15 protein-coding genes are annotated in these 18,820 nt (G+C 67.7%); 1 reads left to right on the forward strand and 14 read right to left on the reverse strand.

Features of this window, described 5'->3' with window-relative positions; genetic code table 11:
• Positions 1-145: 145 nt before the first annotated feature.
• The 4 genes from FM069_RS17365 to FM069_RS17380 form a co-directional block, all read right to left on the reverse strand.
• Positions 146-1,540: an efflux transporter outer membrane subunit gene (locus FM069_RS17365; protein ID WP_143489639.1), complete on the reverse strand. Its 1,395-nt coding sequence runs from the start codon at positions 1,538-1,540 to the stop codon at positions 146-148.
• Positions 1,537-4,713 carry an efflux RND transporter permease subunit gene (locus tag FM069_RS17370; protein ID WP_143489640.1) on the reverse strand — a complete coding sequence of 1,059 codons (3,177 nt, stop codon included), beginning with the start codon at positions 4,711-4,713 and terminating at the stop codon, positions 1,537-1,539. The genes FM069_RS17365 and FM069_RS17370 overlap by 4 nt, the downstream gene beginning before the upstream one ends.
• An 80-nt stretch (positions 4,714-4,793) precedes the next feature.
• Complete coding sequence (gene mexE / locus FM069_RS17375; protein ID WP_143489641.1) at positions 4,794-6,020, reverse strand: multidrug efflux RND transporter periplasmic adaptor subunit MexE; 1,227 nt, start codon at positions 6,018-6,020, stop codon at positions 4,794-4,796.
• Positions 6,021-6,171: 151 nt separating this feature from the next.
• Positions 6,172-7,089: a LysR family transcriptional regulator gene (locus FM069_RS17380; RefSeq protein WP_143489642.1), complete on the reverse strand. Its 918-nt coding sequence runs from the start codon at positions 7,087-7,089 to the stop codon at positions 6,172-6,174.
• Between the two features lie 222 nt (positions 7,090-7,311).
• On the opposite strand from FM069_RS17380, the gene FM069_RS17385 reads away from it, so the two are divergent.
• Positions 7,312-8,337: a zinc-dependent alcohol dehydrogenase family protein gene (locus tag FM069_RS17385; RefSeq protein ID WP_143489643.1), complete on the forward strand. Its 1,026-nt coding sequence runs from the start codon at positions 7,312-7,314 to the stop codon at positions 8,335-8,337.
• 40 nt (positions 8,338-8,377) lie between these two features.
• Here the strand turns inward: FM069_RS17385 and FM069_RS17390 are convergent, their stop codons facing one another.
• From FM069_RS17390 to glgX, 10 genes are all read right to left on the reverse strand, one after another.
• Positions 8,378-9,427, reverse strand: coding sequence for a lysylphosphatidylglycerol synthase domain-containing protein (locus tag FM069_RS17390; RefSeq protein ID WP_143489644.1), 1,050 nt, complete (start codon positions 9,425-9,427; stop codon positions 8,378-8,380).
• A complete protein-coding gene (clsB, locus tag FM069_RS17395) occupies positions 9,424-10,719 on the reverse strand; it encodes a cardiolipin synthase ClsB (protein WP_143489645.1) in 1,296 nt (431 codons plus the stop codon). The genes FM069_RS17390 and clsB overlap by 4 nt, the downstream gene beginning before the upstream one ends.
• The gene (locus FM069_RS17400) at positions 10,716-11,498 is read right to left on the reverse strand and encodes an endonuclease/exonuclease/phosphatase family protein (protein WP_143489646.1); all 783 of its coding nucleotides are present in this window, start codon (positions 11,496-11,498) and stop codon (positions 10,716-10,718) included. Before FM069_RS17400 ends, clsB begins: the two co-directional genes overlap by 4 nt.
• Positions 11,499-11,617: 119 nt before the next feature.
• Complete coding sequence (locus tag FM069_RS17405; RefSeq protein ID WP_143489647.1) at positions 11,618-12,919, reverse strand: zinc-dependent alcohol dehydrogenase; 1,302 nt, start codon at positions 12,917-12,919, stop codon at positions 11,618-11,620.
• A gap of 19 nt (positions 12,920-12,938) precedes the next feature.
• The gene (locus FM069_RS17410) at positions 12,939-13,352 is read right to left on the reverse strand and encodes a CBS domain-containing protein (RefSeq protein ID WP_143489648.1); all 414 of its coding nucleotides are present in this window, start codon (positions 13,350-13,352) and stop codon (positions 12,939-12,941) included.
• 239 nt (positions 13,353-13,591) lie between these two features.
• Complete coding sequence (locus FM069_RS17415; RefSeq protein WP_143489649.1) at positions 13,592-14,239, reverse strand: glycosyltransferase; 648 nt, start codon at positions 14,237-14,239, stop codon at positions 13,592-13,594.
• On the reverse strand, positions 14,236-14,850 hold the full coding sequence (locus FM069_RS17420; protein ID WP_143489650.1) for a class I SAM-dependent methyltransferase: 615 nt from the start codon (positions 14,848-14,850) through the stop codon (positions 14,236-14,238). Before FM069_RS17420 ends, FM069_RS17415 begins: the two co-directional genes overlap by 4 nt.
• Positions 14,847-15,605, reverse strand: coding sequence for a PIG-L deacetylase family protein (locus tag FM069_RS17425; protein ID WP_143489651.1), 759 nt, complete (start codon positions 15,603-15,605; stop codon positions 14,847-14,849). Before FM069_RS17425 ends, FM069_RS17420 begins: the two co-directional genes overlap by 4 nt.
• Complete coding sequence (locus tag FM069_RS17430; protein ID WP_143489652.1) at positions 15,602-16,612, reverse strand: acyl-CoA dehydrogenase family protein; 1,011 nt, start codon at positions 16,610-16,612, stop codon at positions 15,602-15,604. The genes FM069_RS17425 and FM069_RS17430 overlap by 4 nt, the downstream gene beginning before the upstream one ends.
• 20 nt (positions 16,613-16,632) lie before the next feature.
• A complete protein-coding gene (glgX, locus tag FM069_RS17435) occupies positions 16,633-18,792 on the reverse strand; it encodes a glycogen debranching protein GlgX (protein ID WP_143489653.1) in 2,160 nt (719 codons plus the stop codon).
• Positions 18,793-18,820 lie beyond the last annotated feature (28 nt).

The raw sequence follows: 18,820 nt of genomic DNA on the forward strand, positions 1-18,820 counted from the left end.
TCGCTTTGCGGTCGAAGGCTTGAACGGCCGCGTGATGGGAGTAGCCCTGCAGATTGATCGACACGCAAAAAAGCCCCGCGGCCAAGGAGCGGGAAGCCGCGGGGACAGGAAGGGCCGGCATGGGCGCCGGCCCGGGGAGGAACGATCAGGCGCGGGGCTGCCAGCCGCCGCCCAGGGCCTTGTAGATGGCCACGATGCCCCGGTAGAGCTGGACTTCGGCCTGGGCCTGGGCGTCTTCCGCCGCCAGGCGCTCGCGCTCGGCGTCCAGCAACACCAGGTAGTCCACGGTGCCCTCCTGGTAGCGCAGGCGAGCCTGGTCGGCGGCGGCGCGGCTGGCCTCCGACTGGCGCACCAGGGCCAGCAGCCGCTGCTGGTGCTGGCCGTAGTCGCTGAAGGCGTTGCCGCTTTCTTCCAGGGCCAGCAGCACCTGCTGCTCGTAGTCGGCCAGGGCGCCCTGGGCATCCGCCTCGGCGCCCCGCAGCCGGGCACGCACGCTGCCCAGGTCGAAGGCGGCCCAGGTCAGGGTCGGCGTCACACCCCAGGCGCGGGCGGCGGATGCACCCAACTGGGAACCGCGGCCGGCGGTGAAGCCGAGGAACCCGCCCAGGTTGACCCGCGGGAACAGGTCGGCGGTGGCCACGCCCACGTCGGCGGTGGCGGCCGCCAGGCGCCGCTCCGCCGCCCGCACGTCCGGCCGGCGCCGCAGCAGTTCGCCGGGATCGCCCACTGGCAGGGCCTTGGCGATGGCCGGCAGCGGGCGCGGCGACAGGTCCACCGTCAGCGCCTCGGGGCGCTGGCCGAGGAGGGTGGCGATGCGGTTGCGGGCATGGGTCTGCTCGCTGCGCAGCTGCGGCAGGCTGGCCTCGGTAGCGGCCAGGCGGGCATCGGCGCGCAACACGTCCAGCTGGTTGCCGACGCCGGCTTCCCGCAGGCGCTCGGTCAGCGTGCGGGAGTCGCGCTGGTTGCCCAAGTTGTCCGTGGCGATGCGTTCGCGCAGCTGCGCGCCGCGCAGGTCGCCGTAGGCATCCACCAGCTCGGCAATCAGGCTGACCTGCAACTGGTAGAGGTCAGCCTCGGCGGCCTCGGTCTGGGCGTCGGCGGACTCCAGGCGCCGTTGCAGGCGCCCGAACAGGTCGATCTCCCAGGCCATGTCCAGCCCCAGGTCATAGCGCTCGACGTTGCTGCGCCGCTCGCTGAAGCCCGGCTGCTGGGCCTTGCCGATTTCCACCGCGCTGCGGGCGGTGACCGTCGGCAGATGATCGTTGGCGTCGTCGTCGCGGATCGCCCGGGCGGCCTTCAGGCGGGCGAAGGCCACCTGTAACTGGCGGTTCTGCTGCAGCGCGCCGTCCACCAGCTGGTCCAGGGTCGGGTCGTCGAACTGGTGCCACCACTGGCTTTCGTAGCGGGTCCGGTCGTAGTGGCCGTCCTGGGCCGCCGCCAGCTGCGCGTCGGGGGTGGCCGGGGCCCGGTAGTCCGGGCCCACGGTGCAGCCAGCCAGGAGAATCGCCAGGCCCAGGCTGGAGAGGGCGACGCGGCTCATGCGTGCACCTCCACCTGGGCGGCGGGCCGGCGCTTCGCCTCGCGGCGTTCGACGAAGGCGCGGATCAGCACGTAGAACACCGGGGTCAGCAGCAGGCCGAAGAAGGTCACCCCGAGCATCCCGGAGAACACCGCGACGCCCATGGCGTGACGCATCTCCGCGCCGGCACCGCTGGAGGTCACCAGGGGCACCACGCCCATGATGAAGGCGAAGCTGGTCATCAGGATCGGTCGCAACCGCAGGCGGCAGGCTTCCAGCACCGCGGCGACGCGGTCGAGGCCCTCCTGCTGTTTGTCCTTGGCGAACTCGACGATGAGGATCGCGTTCTTGCACGCCAGGCCCACCAGTACGATCAGGCCGATCTGGGTGAAGATGTTGTTGTCGCTGCCGGCGATGATCACCCCGGCGATGGCCGAGAGCAGGGTCATGGGCACGATCAGGATCACCGCCAGGGGCAGGCTCCAGCTCTCGTACTGGGCGGCCAGCACCAGGAAGGCCAGCAGCACGCAGAGCGGGAAGACGAACAGCGCGGTGTTGCCGGCGAGGATCTGCTGGTAGGTCAGCTCGGTCCACTCGTAGCTCATGCCGTTGGGCAACTCCTGCTGCAGCAGCCGGGCCATGGCCGCCTCGGCCTGGCCGGAGCTGTAGCCAGGCGCCGCCGCGCCGTTGATCTCCGCGGTGATGAAGCCGTTGTAGTGCATCACCCGGTCGGGGCCGGCGCTGTCGCTGACCTTGACGAAGGTGGACAGCGGCACCATCTCGCCCCGGTTGTTGCGCACCTTGAGGCGGCCGATCTGCTCGGCGTCGAGGCGGAAGCGCTGGTCGGCCTGGACGTTCACCTGGTAGGTACGGCCGAAGCGGTTGAAGTCGTTGGCGTACAGCGAGCCCAGGTAGATCTGCAGGGTGGAGAAGATGTCGTCGATGGCCACTCCGTGGGTCTTGGCCTTCTCCCGGTCGATGTCGGCGTCGATCTGCGGCACGTTCACCTGGAAGCTGGAGAACAGCCCGGCCAGCTCCGGCACTTCGCGGCTCTTGGCGATGATGTTCTGCACCTGGGCGTAGAGCTCCTCGTAGCCCAGGTTGCCGCGGTCTTCCACCTGCACCCGGAAGCCCCCGATGGTGCCCAGGCCCATCACCGGTGGGGGCGGGAAGATGGCGATGAAGGCGTCCTGAATGCCGGCGAATTCCTGGTTCAGCGCCGCGGCGATGGCGCCGGCGGACAGCGACGGGTCACTGCGCTCGTCGAACGGCTTGAGGGTGACGAAGACGATGCCGCTGTTGGGGCTGTTGGTGAAGCCGTTGATGGACAGCCCGGGGAAGGCCACGGTGCTCTGCACACCCGGGTAGTTCAGGGCGCGGGCGGACATGTCCTTGATCACCGCTTCGCTGCGGTCCAGGGTGGCGGCGTCGGGCAACTGGGCGAAGGCCACCAGGTACTGCTTGTCCTGGGGCGGCACGAAGCCGGTGGGGGTGCTGGAGAAGCCCATCCAGGTCAGGGCCATCAGGCCGGCGTAGACCACCAGGGCGATGGAACTGCCCCGCAGCACCCGCCGCACGGTACCCACGTAGCCGTGGCTGGCGCGCTCGAAGAAGCGGTTGAAGGGGCGGAACAACCAGCCGCCGAACAGCCGGTCGAGCACCCGCGAGAAGCCGTCGCGGGGCGCATCGTGGCTCTTGAGCAGGGTGGCCGCCAGGGCCGGCGAGAGGGTCAGGGAGTTGAATGCCGAGATCACCGTGGAAATCGCGATGGTCAGGGCGAACTGCTGGTAGAAGCGCCCGGTCAGCCCGGAGATGAAGGCGGTCGGGATGAACACCGCGCAGAGCACCAGGGCGGTGGCAATGATCGGGCCGGTCACTTCCTTCATGGCCTGGCGGGTGGCGGCCACCGGTTTCAGGCCCAGGCCGATGTTCCGTTCCACGTTCTCCACCACCACGATGGCGTCGTCCACCACGATGCCGATGGCCAGCACCAGGCCGAACAGCGACAACGCATTGAGCGAGAAGCCGAGCATGTGCATCACCGCGAAGGTGCCGATCAGCGACACCGGTACCGCGACCAGGGGGATGATCGAGGCGCGCCAGGTCTGCAGGAATAGCACCACCACCAGCACCACCAGCAGGATCGCCTCGAACAGGGTGTGCACCACTGCCTCGATGGAGCCGCGGACGAAGATGGTCGGGTCGTAGACAATGGAATAGTCCATGCCCTCGGGGAAGCTCTGCTTGAGCTCGGCCATCTTCGCCCGTACCTGGTTGGAGATCTCGATGGCGTTGGAGCCCGGGCGCTGGAAGATTGGCATGGCCACCGCCGGATCGTTGTCCAGCAGCGAGCGCAGGGCGTACTGGCTGGAACCCAGCTCGATGCGGGCGATGTCCCGCAGGCGGGTGATCTCGCCGTTGGCGCCGGCGCGCACCACGATGTTCTCGAATTCCTCCTCGTTCACCAGCCGGCCCTGGGTGTTGATGGACAGCTGGAAGCTGGTGGCGCCGGGGGCGGGCGGGGCGCCCAGGGCGCCGGCGGCCACCTGGCGGTTCTGCTCACGGATCGCCGCCACCACGTCGCTGGCGGTGAGGTTGCGCGAGGCCACCTTGTCCGGGTCGAGCCAGACCCGCAGGGAATAATCGCCCATGCCGAACAGTTGCACGTCGCCGATGCCGTCCAGCCGCGCCAACTCGTCCTTGACGTTGAGGATGGCGTAGTTGGACAGGTAGAGCATGTCGTAGCGGTTATCCGGCGAGGTCAGGTGCACCACCATGGTCAGGTCGGGCGAGGCCTTGTCGGCGGTGACCCCCAGGCGCTGCACTTCCTCGGGCAGCTTGGGCAGGGTGCGGGTGACGCGGTTCTGCACCTGCACCTGGGCGGTGTCCAGGTCGGTGCCCAAGGCGAAAGTCACAGTGAGGGTCATCTTGCCGTCGGCCGTGGCCTGGGAGGACATGTAGAGCATGTGCTCGACGCCATTGATGGCCTGCTCCAGCGGCGCGGCGACGGTCTCGCCGATCACCTTGGGGTTGGCCCCGGGGAAAGTGGCGCGCACCACCACGGTGGGCGGCACCACTTCCGGGTATTCGCTGATGGGCAGCTGGAACAGCGAGATGGCGCCGCCGATCAGGATGATCAGCGACAGCACCGCGGCGAAGATCGGCCGGCGGATGAAGAATTGGGAAAAATTCATGACGACGTTTCCGGGAAACGGGGAAGGCGGAAGCGGCGCGGCGGGCGCGCCGATGGACGAGCGAGGGAGTGCTGGCGGGGTCAGCTACCGGGGTCGCTGGACCCGTTGCGCCGGGCGACGCGCATCTCGCCGACGGCGTTGCGCTGTCGCTGCAGGGTGGCGAGGGTGTCGGCGTCCGCCATCTCCACGCCCTGAGCCTCCACCGGCATGCCGGGTCGCGCTCGCTGCAGGCCATTGACCACGATCTTCTCGCCCGGCGTGAGGCCGTTGCGGACGATACGCAGCCCTTCCAGCTTCGGCCCCAGTTCGATGGCCCGGTAGGCCAGCTTGCCGTCCTCGCCCAGCACCAGGACGAATTTCTTGCCCAGGTCGGTTCCCACCGCCTGGTCCTTGATCAGCACCGCATCGTAGCTCTGGCCTTCCACCAGCTTGAGGCGGGCGTAGAGGCCGGGGGTGAAGCGCCCGTCGCGGTTGTCGAACACCGCGCGGCCGCGAATCGTGCCGGTCTGCGGGTTGACCTGGTTGTCGAGGAAGTCCAGGCGGCCCAGGTGCGGCATGCCGTCCTCGTTGCTCAGGCCCAGGTAGACCGGCGCCGCGCCACGGGTATCGGCCCCGCCGCGCTTGGCCTGGTCGGCGTACTTGAGGAAGACGCGCTCGTCGGCATCGAAGTAGGCGTAGACGCGGTCGGTGGAGACCAGGGAGGTGAGCAGGCTGTCGCCGGCGTTCACCAGGTTGCCCGCGGTGACATTGGCGCGGCTGACGCGCCCGTCGATGGGGGCGCTGACCTGGGTGAAGGAGAGGTTGAGGCGGGCGACGTCCAGTTGCGCCTGGGTCGCCGCCACGGCGGCGCGGGCCTCGGCGGCGGCGCTGACCCGGGCGTCCGCCAGTTCGGCGGAAATGGCGTTGCTCTGCCGCAGGCGCTCGCCCCGGCCGGCTTCGCTTTCGGTGCGTTTGAGGTTGGCGCGGGCCTGCTGCAGCTGGGCATCCAGGCGCTTCACCTCGGCCTCGAAGGGCCGCGGGTCGATCTGGAACAGCAGGTCGCCTTTCTTCACCAGGGCGCCCTCGGTGAAGGCGACCCGGTCGATGAACCCGGAGACCCGGGGGCGGATCTCCACCGATTCCGGGGCCTCCAGGCGGCCGGTGAATTCATCCCACTCGTTGACCGGCTGCTGGATCACCTGGGCCACGCTGACCTTGGCCGGCGGCATCGCCTGGGTGGTCTCGGGCGCCTTTCCGCAGGCGGTCAGCACCAGGGCCGCCGCGAGGGTTAGGGGAAAATGCCGGGAAAAAAGAAATGACCGTTCCATGCCGTGCTCCGCCAATCGCGTTTTTCGAATAAGGGCGGAGTCTGCTGCGGGCCTGGGCGGTGAACGAATCGAACGACACGAAAATGACTATCAGCCACAGTGATAACGAAACGCTAGCGCCTGTCGCAACGGATTGAAACGGCGGGAGAATTCAGGCCAGGCTGTCCGGGTCGCCGACGAACATCTGGATCCGCGAGCGCAGCCAGCGTTCCGCGGGGTCGTTGTCCTGGGCCCCGCGCCAGGCCATGGACAGCTCGAAGGCGCGGGTCTCGAAGGGCAGGTCCTCGGCCCGCAGGCCGCCGGCGGCGGTGAGGGCCGAGGCGGTGTAGTCCGGCACCACGGCCACCAGGTCAGTGCCGGCCAACAGGGTGCCCAGGCCATTGAACTGGGGCACCGCCAGCACCACCTTGCGGTGGCGGCCGAGCTGCGCCAGTTCCTCGTCGATGAAACCGTTGAGGTCGCCGGCAAAGGACACCATGGCGTGGGGCCGCACGCAGTAGTCGTCCAGGCTCAGCGGGCCGGGCACCGAGTCGGCGCGCAGCAGCTTCGGCTGGCTGCGGCGCAGGGTCTTGCGCTTGGCGTTGGCCGGCAACTCGTCGGTGTAGCTCACCCCCACGGAAATCTCCCCGGAGGCCAGCAGGTTGGGCATCAGCAGGTAGTTGGCGCGCCGCACCACCAGGACCACGCCCGGGGCCTCGGCACGTAGCCGGCGCAGCAGCGGCGGCAACAGGGCGAACTCCACGTCGTCGGACAGGCCGATGCGGAACACCGCCTCGCTGGTGGCGGGGTCGAATTCGGAGGCGCGGCTCACCGCGGTGGAGATGGCGTCCAGCGCCGGCGACAGCAGGGTGAAGATTTCCTGGGCGCGGGCAGTGGGTTCCATGCTGCGCCCGGTACGCACGAACAGGGGGTCGTCGAACAGCGCACGCAGGCGACCGAGGGCCGCGCTGATGGCCGGCTGGCCGAGGAACAGTTTCTCCGCGGCCCGGGTCACGCTGCGCTCGTGCATCAGCGTCTCGAAGACGATCAACAGGTTCAGGTCGAGACGGCGTAGGTCGTTGCGGTTCATCCGATTCGGCACTCACGGGGGCCAGGCGGCCAAGGCTGATGCCGCGGCGGGCGGCCGTCAAGCGGCGAGCGGGCGCCCTCGCGGCGCCTAGAGGTGTCAAGCGCGGGGGCGAGGTGCGGAAATTACCGCCAGGCATGAGCACTATCACGCCCGAAAAGTGGTGTTGCAGGCTAAGCCCGGATAAAGTCCAAGGCCATGTGCTAGTCAAAGGTGAGGTGTGCGATGTCCCGCGTCATCCGTTTCCACCGCTTCGGCCCGGCCGACGTGCTGCAGTATGAGACAGCCACGCCGCCCGCTCCCGGGCCCGGCGAGGTGCTGGTCCGCGTGCAGGCGATCGGTGTGAGCTGGAAAGACGTGCTCTGGCGGCAGAACCTGGCGCCCGAGCAGGCGAACCTGCCGGCAGGGGTCGGCGACGAGATGGCTGGGGTGGTCGAAGCGCTGGGTGCCGGGGTCGAGGACCTGCAGGTGGGCATGGCGGTGGCCAGCTTTCCGGCCAACACCCCTAACCGCTACCCGGCCTACGGCGAACACGTGGTGATGCCGCGCAATGCGCTCACGCCGTACCCCGACGCGCTGACCCCGGCCCAGGCCTGCGTGCACTACGCGCCGCTGTTGCTGGCCTATTTCGCGCTGGTGGACCTAGCCGGGCTCAAGGCCGGCCAGCGGGTGCTGATCACCGAGGCGAGCAATTGTTTCGCGCCCCAGACCGTACAGCTGGCCAAGGCCCTGGGGGCCCAGGTGATCGCGTCCACCCAGGACGCCACTGCCAAGGAATTCCTCAAACAGATGGGCGCCGACCAGGTGGTGGTGACCGAGGAGCAGGACCTGGTGCTGGCGGTGGAGAAATACACCGACAAGCGTGGCGTCGAAGTGGTGCTGGATGCGTGTGGCGGCCAGCAGATGAGCCTGCTGGGGGATGTCGCGGCGCCTCGGGGCAAGTTGGTGCTGTACGGCCTGAACGGCGGCAACGAGGCGAGCTTCCCGGCCTGCGCGGCGTTCAAGAAGCATCTGCAGTTCTACCGGCACTGCCTGCTGGACTTCACCGGGCACCCGGAGATGGGCATCGAATGCAATCCCCAGGCGGTGGAGCGGGCGCTGGTGCACATCAACCAGCTGACCCGGGACGGCTTACTCAAGCCGCCCATCGACAAGGTGTTCCCGTTCGAGGATGTGGTGGAAGCCCATCGCTACATGGAGAGCGGCCCCAAGCGCGGTCGGGTCCTCCTGCAATTGGCCGAGATCGGCTGATCCCCCATCGCCCCGCGCCGTCCTGGCGCGGGGCATTCCTTCATACCGTTTCCGGTTCCGGCTCGCCGTCGGTCTTGCGCTTGGCAATATTGCGCTGGCGCAGCTTCTTCGCCCGCGCTTCCAGTACCAGGTACATCACCGTGGCGATCAGCAACGGCAGCAGGAAGTAGATGAACCGGTAGGCGATGAGCGCGCCGAGGATGCTGCCCTTGGACGCCTGGTGCTGGAGCATGCCGATGAAGATCGCCTCGATTACCCCCAGGCCGGCGGGAATATGGGCGATGGCCCCGGCGATGCTGCTGATGAGCAGCACCCCCAGCACGGTGGGGTAGCCCACCTTCGGCAGCAGGATCGCCATGACCAGGGCCATGAGAATCCAGTTGGCCGCCCCCAGGCAGACCTGCACCAGGGCCAGGCGCATGGTGGGCAGGTTGATCTCCCGGCCGCGTACGGTCCACGAACGGCGCTTGGAGAAGCGGCAGGCGGCCAGGTAAGCGACGCCTATCACGATCAGCACGAAACCGATGATCTGCAGGGTATCAGTGCCGATCTTCCACCCCTCCGGCAGTTGCACCAGGCGCATGGCGAACACCATCCCGGCCAGCAGGATGTAGCCCAGCCAGTTGGTCAGCAGGCTGAAGCTGAGAACCCGGGTGATCTGCTCTGCGCCCAGCCCCAGCCGCGAATACAGCCGATAACGGAAAGCCACACTGCCGACCCAGGAACCCAGGTTGAGGTTGAAGGCGTAGCAGACGAAGGTCAGCGGCAGGATCTGCCGGGAGGGCAGGTGATGGCCCGAGTAAGCGCGCCCCAGCAGATCGAAGGTGCTGTAGACGAAATAGCTCAGCAGGGTCACTGCCGTGGCGATCAGCAGGGTCTGGGACTTGTATTCCCGTAAGGTGGTCATCACCTCGTCCCAGTCCAGCTTCTTCGCCATGACATAGAGCATCACCGCCACGAAGATGAAGAACGCCAGGGTGACGATGCGTTTCAGCCAGCGAAAGCGGTCGGGTTTCTTGGCGTCGGGGACGCCTGGCGCGTCGGTGGGCGGTGCCTCGGAAGGCGAATAGGCGCTAGCAGCGGCTTTCATGAGGTTTTCTCCGGCTCGGAAATGCGGTCGCCGGTGGCCGGATGGCTGGTCACCTCGCGGCTCGGCTGGCAGGCCGGGGCGTCACAGCTGGTCTCGGGCAGCTGGAACGGTTTCAGGGTGGGTGAGTGGGCCGGCAAGAGGGCGGTGAAGGAGGGGAAATGGCGCAGGAAGTGGAAGATCAGGAACACCAGCGGAGCGCGCCAGAAATACCCCTTGACCATCTTTTCCAGGCTGATCTGCTTGCAGTGGTCCTTCGCCAGGCGCTGCAGGCAATCGTACAGCTCGCGGTTGAAGGTGGCGTCCCGCACGATCAGGTTGGCTTCCAGGTTCAGCGACAGGCTCAGCGGGTCGAGGTTGCTGGAGCCCACCGTGGCCCATTCCCGGTCCACCAGCGCCACCTTGCCGTGCAGCGGGCGCTGGCAATATTCGTAGACCCGCACGCCATCCCGCAGCAGGTAGTTGTAGAGCATGCGCGCGGCCATCTTGGCGATAGGCATGTCCGGCTCGCCCTGCATGATCAGGGTCACCTGAACCCCGCGGCGCGCGGCGTTGCGCAATTCCCGCAGCAGGCGATAGCCGGGGAAGAAATAGGCGTTGGCGATGATCAGTCGCGAGCGGGCCGAGCGGATCGCCTTGAGGTAGTGTTCCTCGATGTCGTTGCGATGGTTGCCATTGTCGCGGACCACCAGCAGTGCCTTGGCGTCGCCCTTGGGCACGTTGTTCTGCGCCCACACCGGCGCGGTGGCCCGCACCCGGCGCCACCAGCGCTTCTTCGACTGCTGGCCGTAGCCCAGCATCAGCAGCGCCGCCCGGTGCATGTCGCTCACCACCGGGCCTTCCACCTCGATGGCGTAGTCCTGCTTGGCCTGGGGTCCGAAATCCCCCAGGTGGTCGGCGGAGTAGTTGATCCCGCCGATGAAGGCACGCTCGACGTCGATCACCACCAGCTTGCGGTGCAGGCGGCGGAATACGTTGGTGCGCACGCCCATCACCTTCGAGCGCGGGTCGAAGAAGTGCACCTTCACCCCGGCTTCGGTGAGGCCCTGGAGGAACTCTACGCTGAGGTCGGCGCAGCCGAAGCCGTCCAGGGTCAGTTCGATCTTCACGCCGCGTCCGGCGGCGTCGATCAGCGCCTCGCGCAGCGCCAGGCCCACCTTGTCCTCGAACAGGATGAAGGTCTCGATGAGGATTTCCTTGCGCGCCTCGCCAATGGCCTCGAAGACCCGCGGGAAGAACGCCTCGCCGTTTTCCAGCAACCGGATGCGATTGCCCTCCTGCCAACTGAAGCTCATAGCCGTACCTCTACTGCCAGGGGTGCGTGATCCGAAAGGTGCGACCAGGGCCGGTTCACCAGCACCTGGGATTGATGGCTGCTGGCATTGCGCACGTAGACACGGTCCAGGCGCAACATCGGCCAGCGGGCCGGGAAGCTCCTGGCCGGCATGCCGTGCTCGGCGACGAAGGCCTCTTTGAGGCCGGCGCCTTCCGCCAGGACCTGGTCCGCCTTCAGGCGCCAGTCATTGAAGTCGCCGGCGACGATCACCGGCGAGTCGGCCGGCACGCTGTCCAGCAGCTTACACAGCAGGTGCATCTGCTGCAGGCGCTGGCCCTCGCGCAGTCCCAGGTGCACGCAGACCGCATGCACCTCCGGGCGGCCGGGTACCGCCAGCACGCAATGCAGCAGGCCACGACGCTCCGGGCCGCTGATGGACACGTCGTGGTTCTCGTAGTGGGCGATGGGGAATTTCGAAAGCAGGGCGTTGCCGTGGTCGCCATCCGGGTAGACAGCGTTGCGCCCGTAGGCGAAGTCGCTCCACATGCTGTCGGCCAGGTATTCGTACTGAGGGGTGGGCGGCCAGTTGGCGTGGCGGGACGCATGCTTCTGGTGGGTGCCGTGGACTTCCTGGAGGAACACCACATCGGCCGACACACTGCGCACCGCGTCCCGCAGCTCGGGGAGGATGAAGCGCCGGTTGAACGAGGTGAATCCCTTGTGGGTGTTGACCGTGAGGATGCGCAGGGTATCGACCCGGGTGGCTGCGGAGCTCTCGAGCGGCTGGGCGGAACTCATGGGACGTCTCCTGACGGCTGCATGTTCGTGTGAACGGCTCGTAGGCCAAAAGCACCGCCGGCTGCGGGGCGCGGGCCCGTCGCCATGGCGGAAAAGACCGGTCCTGTCATGGGCACGCCTCAGGACCCCGGCACGCTGTGGGTGCCTTCGCCCCGCAGCAGCGCGGACACCTCGGCTTCGTTCACCTGCTCCTCGTCGCCTTCGGCATTCGAGTGGTGGCGCTGAGGATGCAGTTCCACCTTGATCCAGCCGTTGTCGCGCCGGTCGAACGCCTCGAAGGCGGCGATGGCGTCGTTCATCGGCTTGACCTGGGTGAGGATCTTCGCGGGGTCGACCCGCTTGTTCAGCACCAGCTCGATCAACCGCGGGATGTACTTGCGGTGGTGGCAGTTGCCCATGTTGATCTTCAGGTTCTTGTTCATCGCCGCGCCGATGGGGAAGCGGTTGGCCTGGGGCGGGTAGACGCCGATGATGGACAGCGTGCCGGCCTTGGCCAGGCACTCGATGGACCATTCCAGCACCTGGCTGGGGGCATCGCCGGGGTGCCAGTTCTCGCCGTCGGGATGGGTGTGGGGCGCGACGGTCGCCTGTTCCTCGCGGAAGCGGCCTTCCTCCAGCGGGTTGGCGCCGCCGTGGTGGCAGTGCTCGGCATCGACGCCCACGGCGTCGATCACCCGGTCGACGCCGATGCCGTCGGTGAGCCGCAGCAGCGTCTGTACCGGGTCTTCTTCGGAAAAGTCGATGATCTCGGCACCTTGCTGGCGCGCCATCATCAGCCGGTCCGGGTGACGGTCGATGGCGAACACCCGCGCCGCGCCCATCAGCTTGGCGCTGGCGATGGCGAACTGGCCCACCGGGCCGCAGCCGAACACGGCGACGCTGTCGCCGTCGGTGATCTCCGCCATTTCCGCGCCGAAGTAGCCGGTGGGGAAGATGTCCGACAGCATGATCGCCTGGTCATCGCTGATCTCGCTGGGCAGCTTGATCAGGCCCACGTGGGCGAAGGGAATCCGGGCCTTTTCCGCTTGCAGGCCGTGGAATGCGCCATTGGCTTCGGGGCCGCCGAAGAACGCGGTGCCGCCCTGCTTGCCATTGGGGTTGGCCACGTCGCACTGGGCGTAGTAGCCGGCGCGGCAATAGGCGCAGTTGCCGCAGGCGATGGTGGACGGCACCACCACGCGGTCGCCAATCTGCAGGTTGCGTACGTCGCTACCCAGGGCTTCGACGATGCCCACGGCCTCGTGGCCGAGGATGGTGCCTTTGCGCATGCCGCCGACGCTGCCGCGCACGAAGTGCAGGTCGGTGCCGCAGATGGCCGAAGCGGTGATGCGCACGATGGCGTCGGTGGGGGCCTGGAGGGTGGGCTCCGGCACGTCGTCGAGCCGGATGTCGCCGATGTCGTGGAAGACGACTGCTTTCATTCGTTCGTTCTCCTGTGGTTCAGGGGGAGCCGGCGACGCCATAGAGCAGCGTGGCGTTGAGCAGGTCGTCCCGGCAGCGGGCGAAGTTGGCCAGGGATACGACGCCCACCAGGCGTTTCTGCCGGTCCAGCACGGGCATCCGGCGGACCTGCAGGTCGGCCATGTTCTGCGCCACATGGTCGACCGACTGGTCCTCATAGCAATACCGCACGTCGCCACTCATGACCTGCCGCACCGGTGTCTCCGCACCCAGCCCCTGGGCCAGGGCGCGCACCACGATGTCACGGTCGCTGAGCATGCCCACCAGGCGATCGCTTTCTTCCACCAGCAAGGCGCCGGTATCCAGGTCCGCCATCAATGCGGCGGCGCCGCGCAGGGACGTCTCGGGGTCGATGGTGCGGGCCGGGCGGGTCATGATGTCGGCGATCTTCATGGGCGGGTCCTCCGTTGCATGGGGCCTGGAACAGGGCGCGCGCAAAGGAGTGCCCGGCGCAGGGCGCCTCTGTTTTCCGACTGGAAGGGTGGGCGCCGGGTTCCGACTTTCGTGTTCCACCGGTCCGCGGGGAAGCGCCAGGAAAAGCCGTCGGGCCGGTCCGCGTCCGGGCACCGCGAGAATGGGAGCAGAGGAGGGGCTGGGCCCGGCCGCGTAGGGCGGGCCAGGCCCGGAACGCGTCAGAGCAAGGTCTTGAGGTAGTCGCCGAAACCGCCGCTGGCACGGCAATCCAGCCGCGTACTGGTGAAAACCTGGGGGGCGGAGCTCCAGGCGATGGAGGCCCCGCCGCGTTCCAGTTCGCGCACCAGCTCCACGTCTTCGTGGGCGGTCAACGGTTGGAACCCGCCACTCTGCAGGTAGGCGGCGGTGCTGATGCCCAGGTTGGCCCCGTGGATATGGCGGTGGCCGTCGCATTGTTGATAAGCCGACTCGTAGCGCACCCGCACCCGCTCCGGGAAGTCCGACCAGTCGGCGATGCGCACGGTGCCACAGACCACGTCGGTGCGCAGGGCCAGTTGCGCCACCAGCCAGTCGTCCGCTACCCGGCTGTCGGCATCGGTGCAGGAAATCCAGCGGGCGCCCCGCTCGATCATCAGCGCCGCGCCCAGGGCGCGCGCCTTGCCCACGTTGCGGGCATCGACCTCGAGGACAGTTACCCCGTGGGCCTTGGCGATGGCTGCGGAGCGATCGCTGCAGGCATCCAGCACGGTGACGATGAGGACCGGTTCGCCTTCCAGGCCGGGGTGCCGGGCGGCGCGTTGCAGGGTCTCCAGGCAACGCCCCAGCAGCGCTTCTTCGTTGTGAACGGGTACGACGATGCCAATCAAGATACTTCCTCCCGTAGGCCTTCTTTTTCCGCAACGCTGCGGGCGTCCCTCGACCAGTATTCCAGCAGCAGGTCGGCTTCCTCGTGGCGGATCAGCCGGGTCATGCCCAGGTGCTGGTCCAACAGGGCATGCACCTCGTCCCCCAGCAGCGGGCAGCCATCGATGCGCGGCCGCCAGTGGCAGGCCAGCAGGCTGCCATTGGGGGTAAGGCTGGCACGCATGTGCTCGATGGTCTTGAGCAGGTCGGGTCGGTCCAGGTAGTAGCCCATCTCACTGAACACGATCAGGTCGAATTCGCCTTCCGGCCAGTCCTGGGGCAGCCGGGCCTGTTGCACCGTGGCATTGCTATCCCGGGACAGCCGGCGGCGCGCCAGTTCCACCGCCGCGGCAGAGGTGTCGGCGCAGACCAGGCGCTTGCAGCGCCGCGCGAGCAACACGCTCAGCTCGCCATTGGCGCAGCCGGGCTCGAAGATCGTGCGGTAGCGGTCGCGGGGCAGGGCGGCCAGGGTCAGGGCACGCTTGCGCCGCTCGTACCAGCGCTCGCGGAAGGCCCAGGGGTCGTCGCACTCGGCGTACAGGCGTTCGAAATAGGCATCGGCCACGCTGCTCATAGGAACACCACCTCGAAGGGCTGCTGCAGGCGGTCGAGGGTCGCGCTGCTCAGTACCGGTGCGAGGCCGATGTCGGCGTCGCCCTGGAGCTGGCTGGCAAACGCCTGCATCGCATGTTTCTTGCGGGCCAGGGACTGGCTGTCGAGGGGAATCTTGCAGGCGCGCTCCCAGGGAATGCGGAAGTCTTCCGGCGTCGCCCAGTGCCAGGCCCAGATGGGAATCTCGTGGAGGATCGCCCCGGTATCCAGCGCCGCGGCGGCGCTGGCCCGGCCGACCGCTTCGTGGTCGGTGTGGCCGTCATCGCGCCAGGTGGTGAAGACCACGTCGTCCGGGCGCAGGTAGCGGGTCAGGAATTCCCGCAATTCGCTCTCGTACTGGGCCACACCGCTGTCGGGAAAGCCGCCGCGCACCCAGCGCAGCTCGTTGGGGTTGATACCCAGGCGACGCAGGGCCTCGGCGCTTTCCAGGGGACGGATGATGCTCAGGCGCTCGGCGGTCCAGTGCTGGGAACCCGGGTGGCTGGCGCTGCCATTGGTCACGGAGATCAGCTTGAGGGAACGGCCGCACTGGGCCAGGGAGCGCATCAGGCCGCCGCAACCGAGGATTTCGTCGTCCGGGTGGGGCGCGATGATCACCGCCCGGGCGCCTTCCGGCACCAGGGTCTCGCAGCTCAGTACCGGGAGTTCGGCCAGGTGGCGCGATGTATTCCACGCATGGAGGGGCGTACCGCTGCCGACGATCGGATTGGCTCTCATAGCTTCCAGCTCCCTGTGGACTCGTTCCTGACTCGCTCGCCGAGGACGGCGAGGTCGCGTTCGCCATGACTCTGGCGCAGATACACCGGCAGGTCGGCTGCCAGCCGGGCGAAATGCGCTTCGCGGCAGAACGGCTGGGCGCCGAGGGCCCTGCCCACCGCGGCCTGGACCGTCTCGGCACATTCCTCTACCAGGGCCCGGACCCGCCGGGTGTGCCATTGGGCGTCTTCCCGGGGATGCCGGTCGATCCAGGTGGCGCAGGCAGCCAAGGCCGAGCGAGCGCCCTGCAGCAGGGTGTCGACCCGCCCCAGATGGGCGAGCGCATGAGGATCGTCGCGCCGGGAGGCCGACGCGCGCAGGTACTCCGCCAGGGCTTCCGTGCCGCCGTACCAGCAGGCGGCAATGCCTGCGCCGCCCTGCCAGAAACCGGGACGTTCCAGGTAACCCGCGGGCGGGCCGATGCGCCGGGCTTCGGCGTCGTCGAAGAGCATGTCGACGCTGGCCGTGGCGGCCATGCCTACCGCCTGCCAGCCGTCACTGGTGATACGCACGCCGGGCTGGTTCAAGTCGACCGCTACCAGGCACTGGCGGCCTGCGTCGTCCCAGGCGGTGAGCAAACCGTGGCTGACCACCGCCGCGCCCGAGCACCAGGCCTTGCGGCCGCGCAGGCGAACCTGCTCCGCGTCGCCGTGGAGCGTCACCCGGGCCTGGGGCGGCTCGGCCGCCCAGGTCCCCCAGGTGCTGCGGGGCGGCGGCGCGTCGGCGCCCAGTTCCGCCATGATGGCCAGGGCATCGGTATGCCCTTCGTACAGCTTGCACAACCCCAGGTCCTGGGCTGCCACCTGGGCCAGCATCCGCCAGCGCTCCAGGGTCTGCCCGGAACCGGGAAGCGGAAGAGCATCCAGGCCCTCGCCCACCATGGCCGTCAGAGTCTGGCCCAGCGCCATGGCGTCCAGGCCGGGCGGCAGGGTCCGGAGGAATTCCGTCAGGGCCGCAGGGTTCGTCATGTACCCTTCCGCCCGCATGCTCAGGCGTCCTTCTGCAGTTCGAACAGCAGCAGCGAACGGCCGGTCACAGTGTACTCGCTGCCGAAGTCGAAGCGGGCCTGGCTGTCCGGAACATCCTGGTTGGTATCCACCATGCAACGCCAGTGAGCGCCTTCGGGGACTTCCGGCAACTGGAAGTTCACCACGTCGTGGTGGGCGTTGAGGATCATCAGCAACGTGGCGTCGGCGCCGGCCCGGCGGATACCGGTGGGCTGGGCGCGTCCGTCCAGCAGCATGCCCAGGCAGCGAGCGTTGGGGTCCTCCCACTGCTCCGGGGTCAGTTCGTTGCCGTCGGGGGCCAGCCAGGTGACGTCCTTGACCCCCAGTTCCTCGTTGTAGGCGCCAACGAAGAAGCGGCCGCGACGAAGGATGGGGTACTGCCGGCGCAGCTTGAGCAGGTAGCGCACGAAGGCCTGCAGCGACTTGCCGTCCTCGTCCAGGTTCCAGTCGATCCAGCCGATCTCGCTGTCCTGGCAGTAGGCATTGTTGTTGCCATGTTGGGTGCGGGCGAACTCGTCGCCGGCGACGATCATCGGCGTGCCCTGGGCGAGCAGCAGGGTGGCCATCAGGTTGCGCATCTGGCGCAGGCGCAGTGCGTTGATCTCGGGGTCGTCGGTGGGCCCTTCGACGCCGTGGTTCCAGGACAGGTTGTTGTTGCTGCCGTCCTGGTTGTTCTCGTCGTTGGCCTCGTTGTGCTTGTCGTTGTACGACACCAGGTCGTGCAGGGTGAAGCCGTCGTGGGCGGTGATGAAGTTCACCGAGGTGTACGGGCGGCGGCCCCGCTGGTTGTACAGGTCGCCGGACGCAGTCAGGCGGCTGGCGAGTTCTGCCATCTGCCCCTCGTCGCCTTTCCAGAAGGCCCGTACGTTGTCGCGGAAGCGGTCGTTCCACTCGGCCCAGCCCGGTGGGAAACCACCCACCTGGTAGCCGCCGGGGCCGCAATCCCAGGGCTCGGCGATCAGCTTGGTCTTGCTCAGGACCGGGTCCTGGCGGCAGGAGACGAGGAAGCTGTGGCGCTCGTCGAAGCCCTCGTGCTCGCGACCGAGGATGGTGGCCAGGTCGAAGCGGAAACCGTCCACGCCCATTTCCGTCGCCCAGTAGCGAAGGGAATCGGTGACCATCTGCATCACCCGCGGGTGGCTCAGGTCGAGGGTATTGCCGGTGCCGGAGTCGTTGATGTAGTAGCGCTTCTCGTCGGGCATCAGCCGGTAATAACTGACGTTGTCGATACCGCGCATGGAGAGGGTCGGGCCGCGCTCGTTGCCCTCGGCGGTGTGGTTGTAGACCACGTCGAGGATCAGTTCGAGGTTGGCGTCGTGCAGGTGCGCGACCATCTCCTTGAATTCGTTGATGTGGCCGCTGGCCAGGTAGCGCGGGTGGGGCGCGAAGAAGGCGATGCTGTTATAGCCCCAGTAATTGTTCATGCCTTTTTCCAGCAGGTGCTGGTCGTTGACGAAGGCATGGATCGGCAGCAGCTCGACAGAGGTGACCCCCAGTTGCTGGATGTGCTTCAGCACGCCCGCATTCATCATGCCGGCGAACGTCCCGCGGGCATCCTCGGTCACGTCGGGGTGGCGCATGCTGATACCGCGCAAGTGGGCTTCGTAGATCACCGTGCTGTCCCACGGGATGCGCACGGGGCGATGGTTGCCCCAGGTGAATGCCGGGTCGATCACCTTGCACTTAGGCACGAAGGGCGCGCTGTCGCGCTCGTCGAAACTCAGGTCGCCGTCGGGGTGGCCGATGGTGTAGCCGAAGAGCGCCTCGGACCACTTCAGCTCGCCCACCAGCTGCTTCGCGTAAGGGTCGATCAGCAGCTTGTTGGGGTTGAAGCGATGGCCTTCTTCGGGCTTGTACGGACCGTGCACCCGGTAGCCATAGACCATGCCGGGGTGGGCGTCCGGCAGGTAGACGTGCCAGATCTCATCGGTGTACTCGGGCAGCTCGATGCGCTCCAGTTCGACTTCGCCGGTGCTGTCGAACAGGCACAGTTCCACCTTGGTGGCGTGAGCCGAGAAGATCGCGAAGTTGACGCCCAGTCCATCCCAGGTCGCCCCCAGCGGGTACGGCAGGCCTTCGCGGATGCGAGAAGGCGCGTGTGCCAGGGCCTTGTCTGCTTTCTTGCTGTGTCGCTTTTCCATGCCTACTCCTGGGCGGTGATCGGGGCGA

The organism is Pseudomonas mangiferae, from assembly GCF_007109405.1.
Lineage (GTDB): Bacteria > Pseudomonadota > Gammaproteobacteria > Pseudomonadales > Pseudomonadaceae > Pseudomonas_T > Pseudomonas_T mangiferae.

Coding starts and splice junctions, on each gene's coding strand:
- FM069_RS17410 (WP_143489648.1), bottom strand. CDS start 13,352: ATGAAGATCGCCGACATCATGACCCGCCCGGCCCGCACCATCGACCCC.
- FM069_RS17370 (WP_143489640.1), bottom strand. CDS start 4,713: ATGAATTTTTCCCAATTCTTCATCCGCCGGCCGATCTTCGCCGCGGTG.
- FM069_RS17430 (WP_143489652.1), bottom strand. CDS start 16,612: ATGACGAACCCTGCGGCCCTGACGGAATTCCTCCGGACCCTGCCGCCC.
- FM069_RS17380 (WP_143489642.1), bottom strand. CDS start 7,089: ATGAACCGCAACGACCTACGCCGTCTCGACCTGAACCTGTTGATCGTC.
- FM069_RS17425 (WP_143489651.1), bottom strand. CDS start 15,605: ATGAGAGCCAATCCGATCGTCGGCAGCGGTACGCCCCTCCATGCGTGG.
- FM069_RS17390 (WP_143489644.1), bottom strand. CDS start 9,427: ATGAAAGCCGCTGCTAGCGCCTATTCGCCTTCCGAGGCACCGCCCACC.
- FM069_RS17420 (WP_143489650.1), bottom strand. CDS start 14,850: ATGAGCAGCGTGGCCGATGCCTATTTCGAACGCCTGTACGCCGAGTGC.
- FM069_RS17400 (WP_143489646.1), bottom strand. CDS start 11,498: ATGAGTTCCGCCCAGCCGCTCGAGAGCTCCGCAGCCACCCGGGTCGAT.
- mexE (WP_143489641.1), bottom strand. CDS start 6,020: ATGGAACGGTCATTTCTTTTTTCCCGGCATTTTCCCCTAACCCTCGCG.
- glgX (WP_143489653.1), bottom strand. CDS start 18,792: ATGGAAAAGCGACACAGCAAGAAAGCAGACAAGGCCCTGGCACACGCG.
- clsB (WP_143489645.1), bottom strand. CDS start 10,719: ATGAGCTTCAGTTGGCAGGAGGGCAATCGCATCCGGTTGCTGGAAAAC.
- FM069_RS17385 (WP_143489643.1), top strand. CDS start 7,312: ATGTCCCGCGTCATCCGTTTCCACCGCTTCGGCCCGGCCGACGTGCTG.
- FM069_RS17405 (WP_143489647.1), bottom strand. CDS start 12,919: ATGAAAGCAGTCGTCTTCCACGACATCGGCGACATCCGGCTCGACGAC.
- FM069_RS17365 (WP_143489639.1), bottom strand. CDS start 1,540: ATGAGCCGCGTCGCCCTCTCCAGCCTGGGCCTGGCGATTCTCCTGGCT.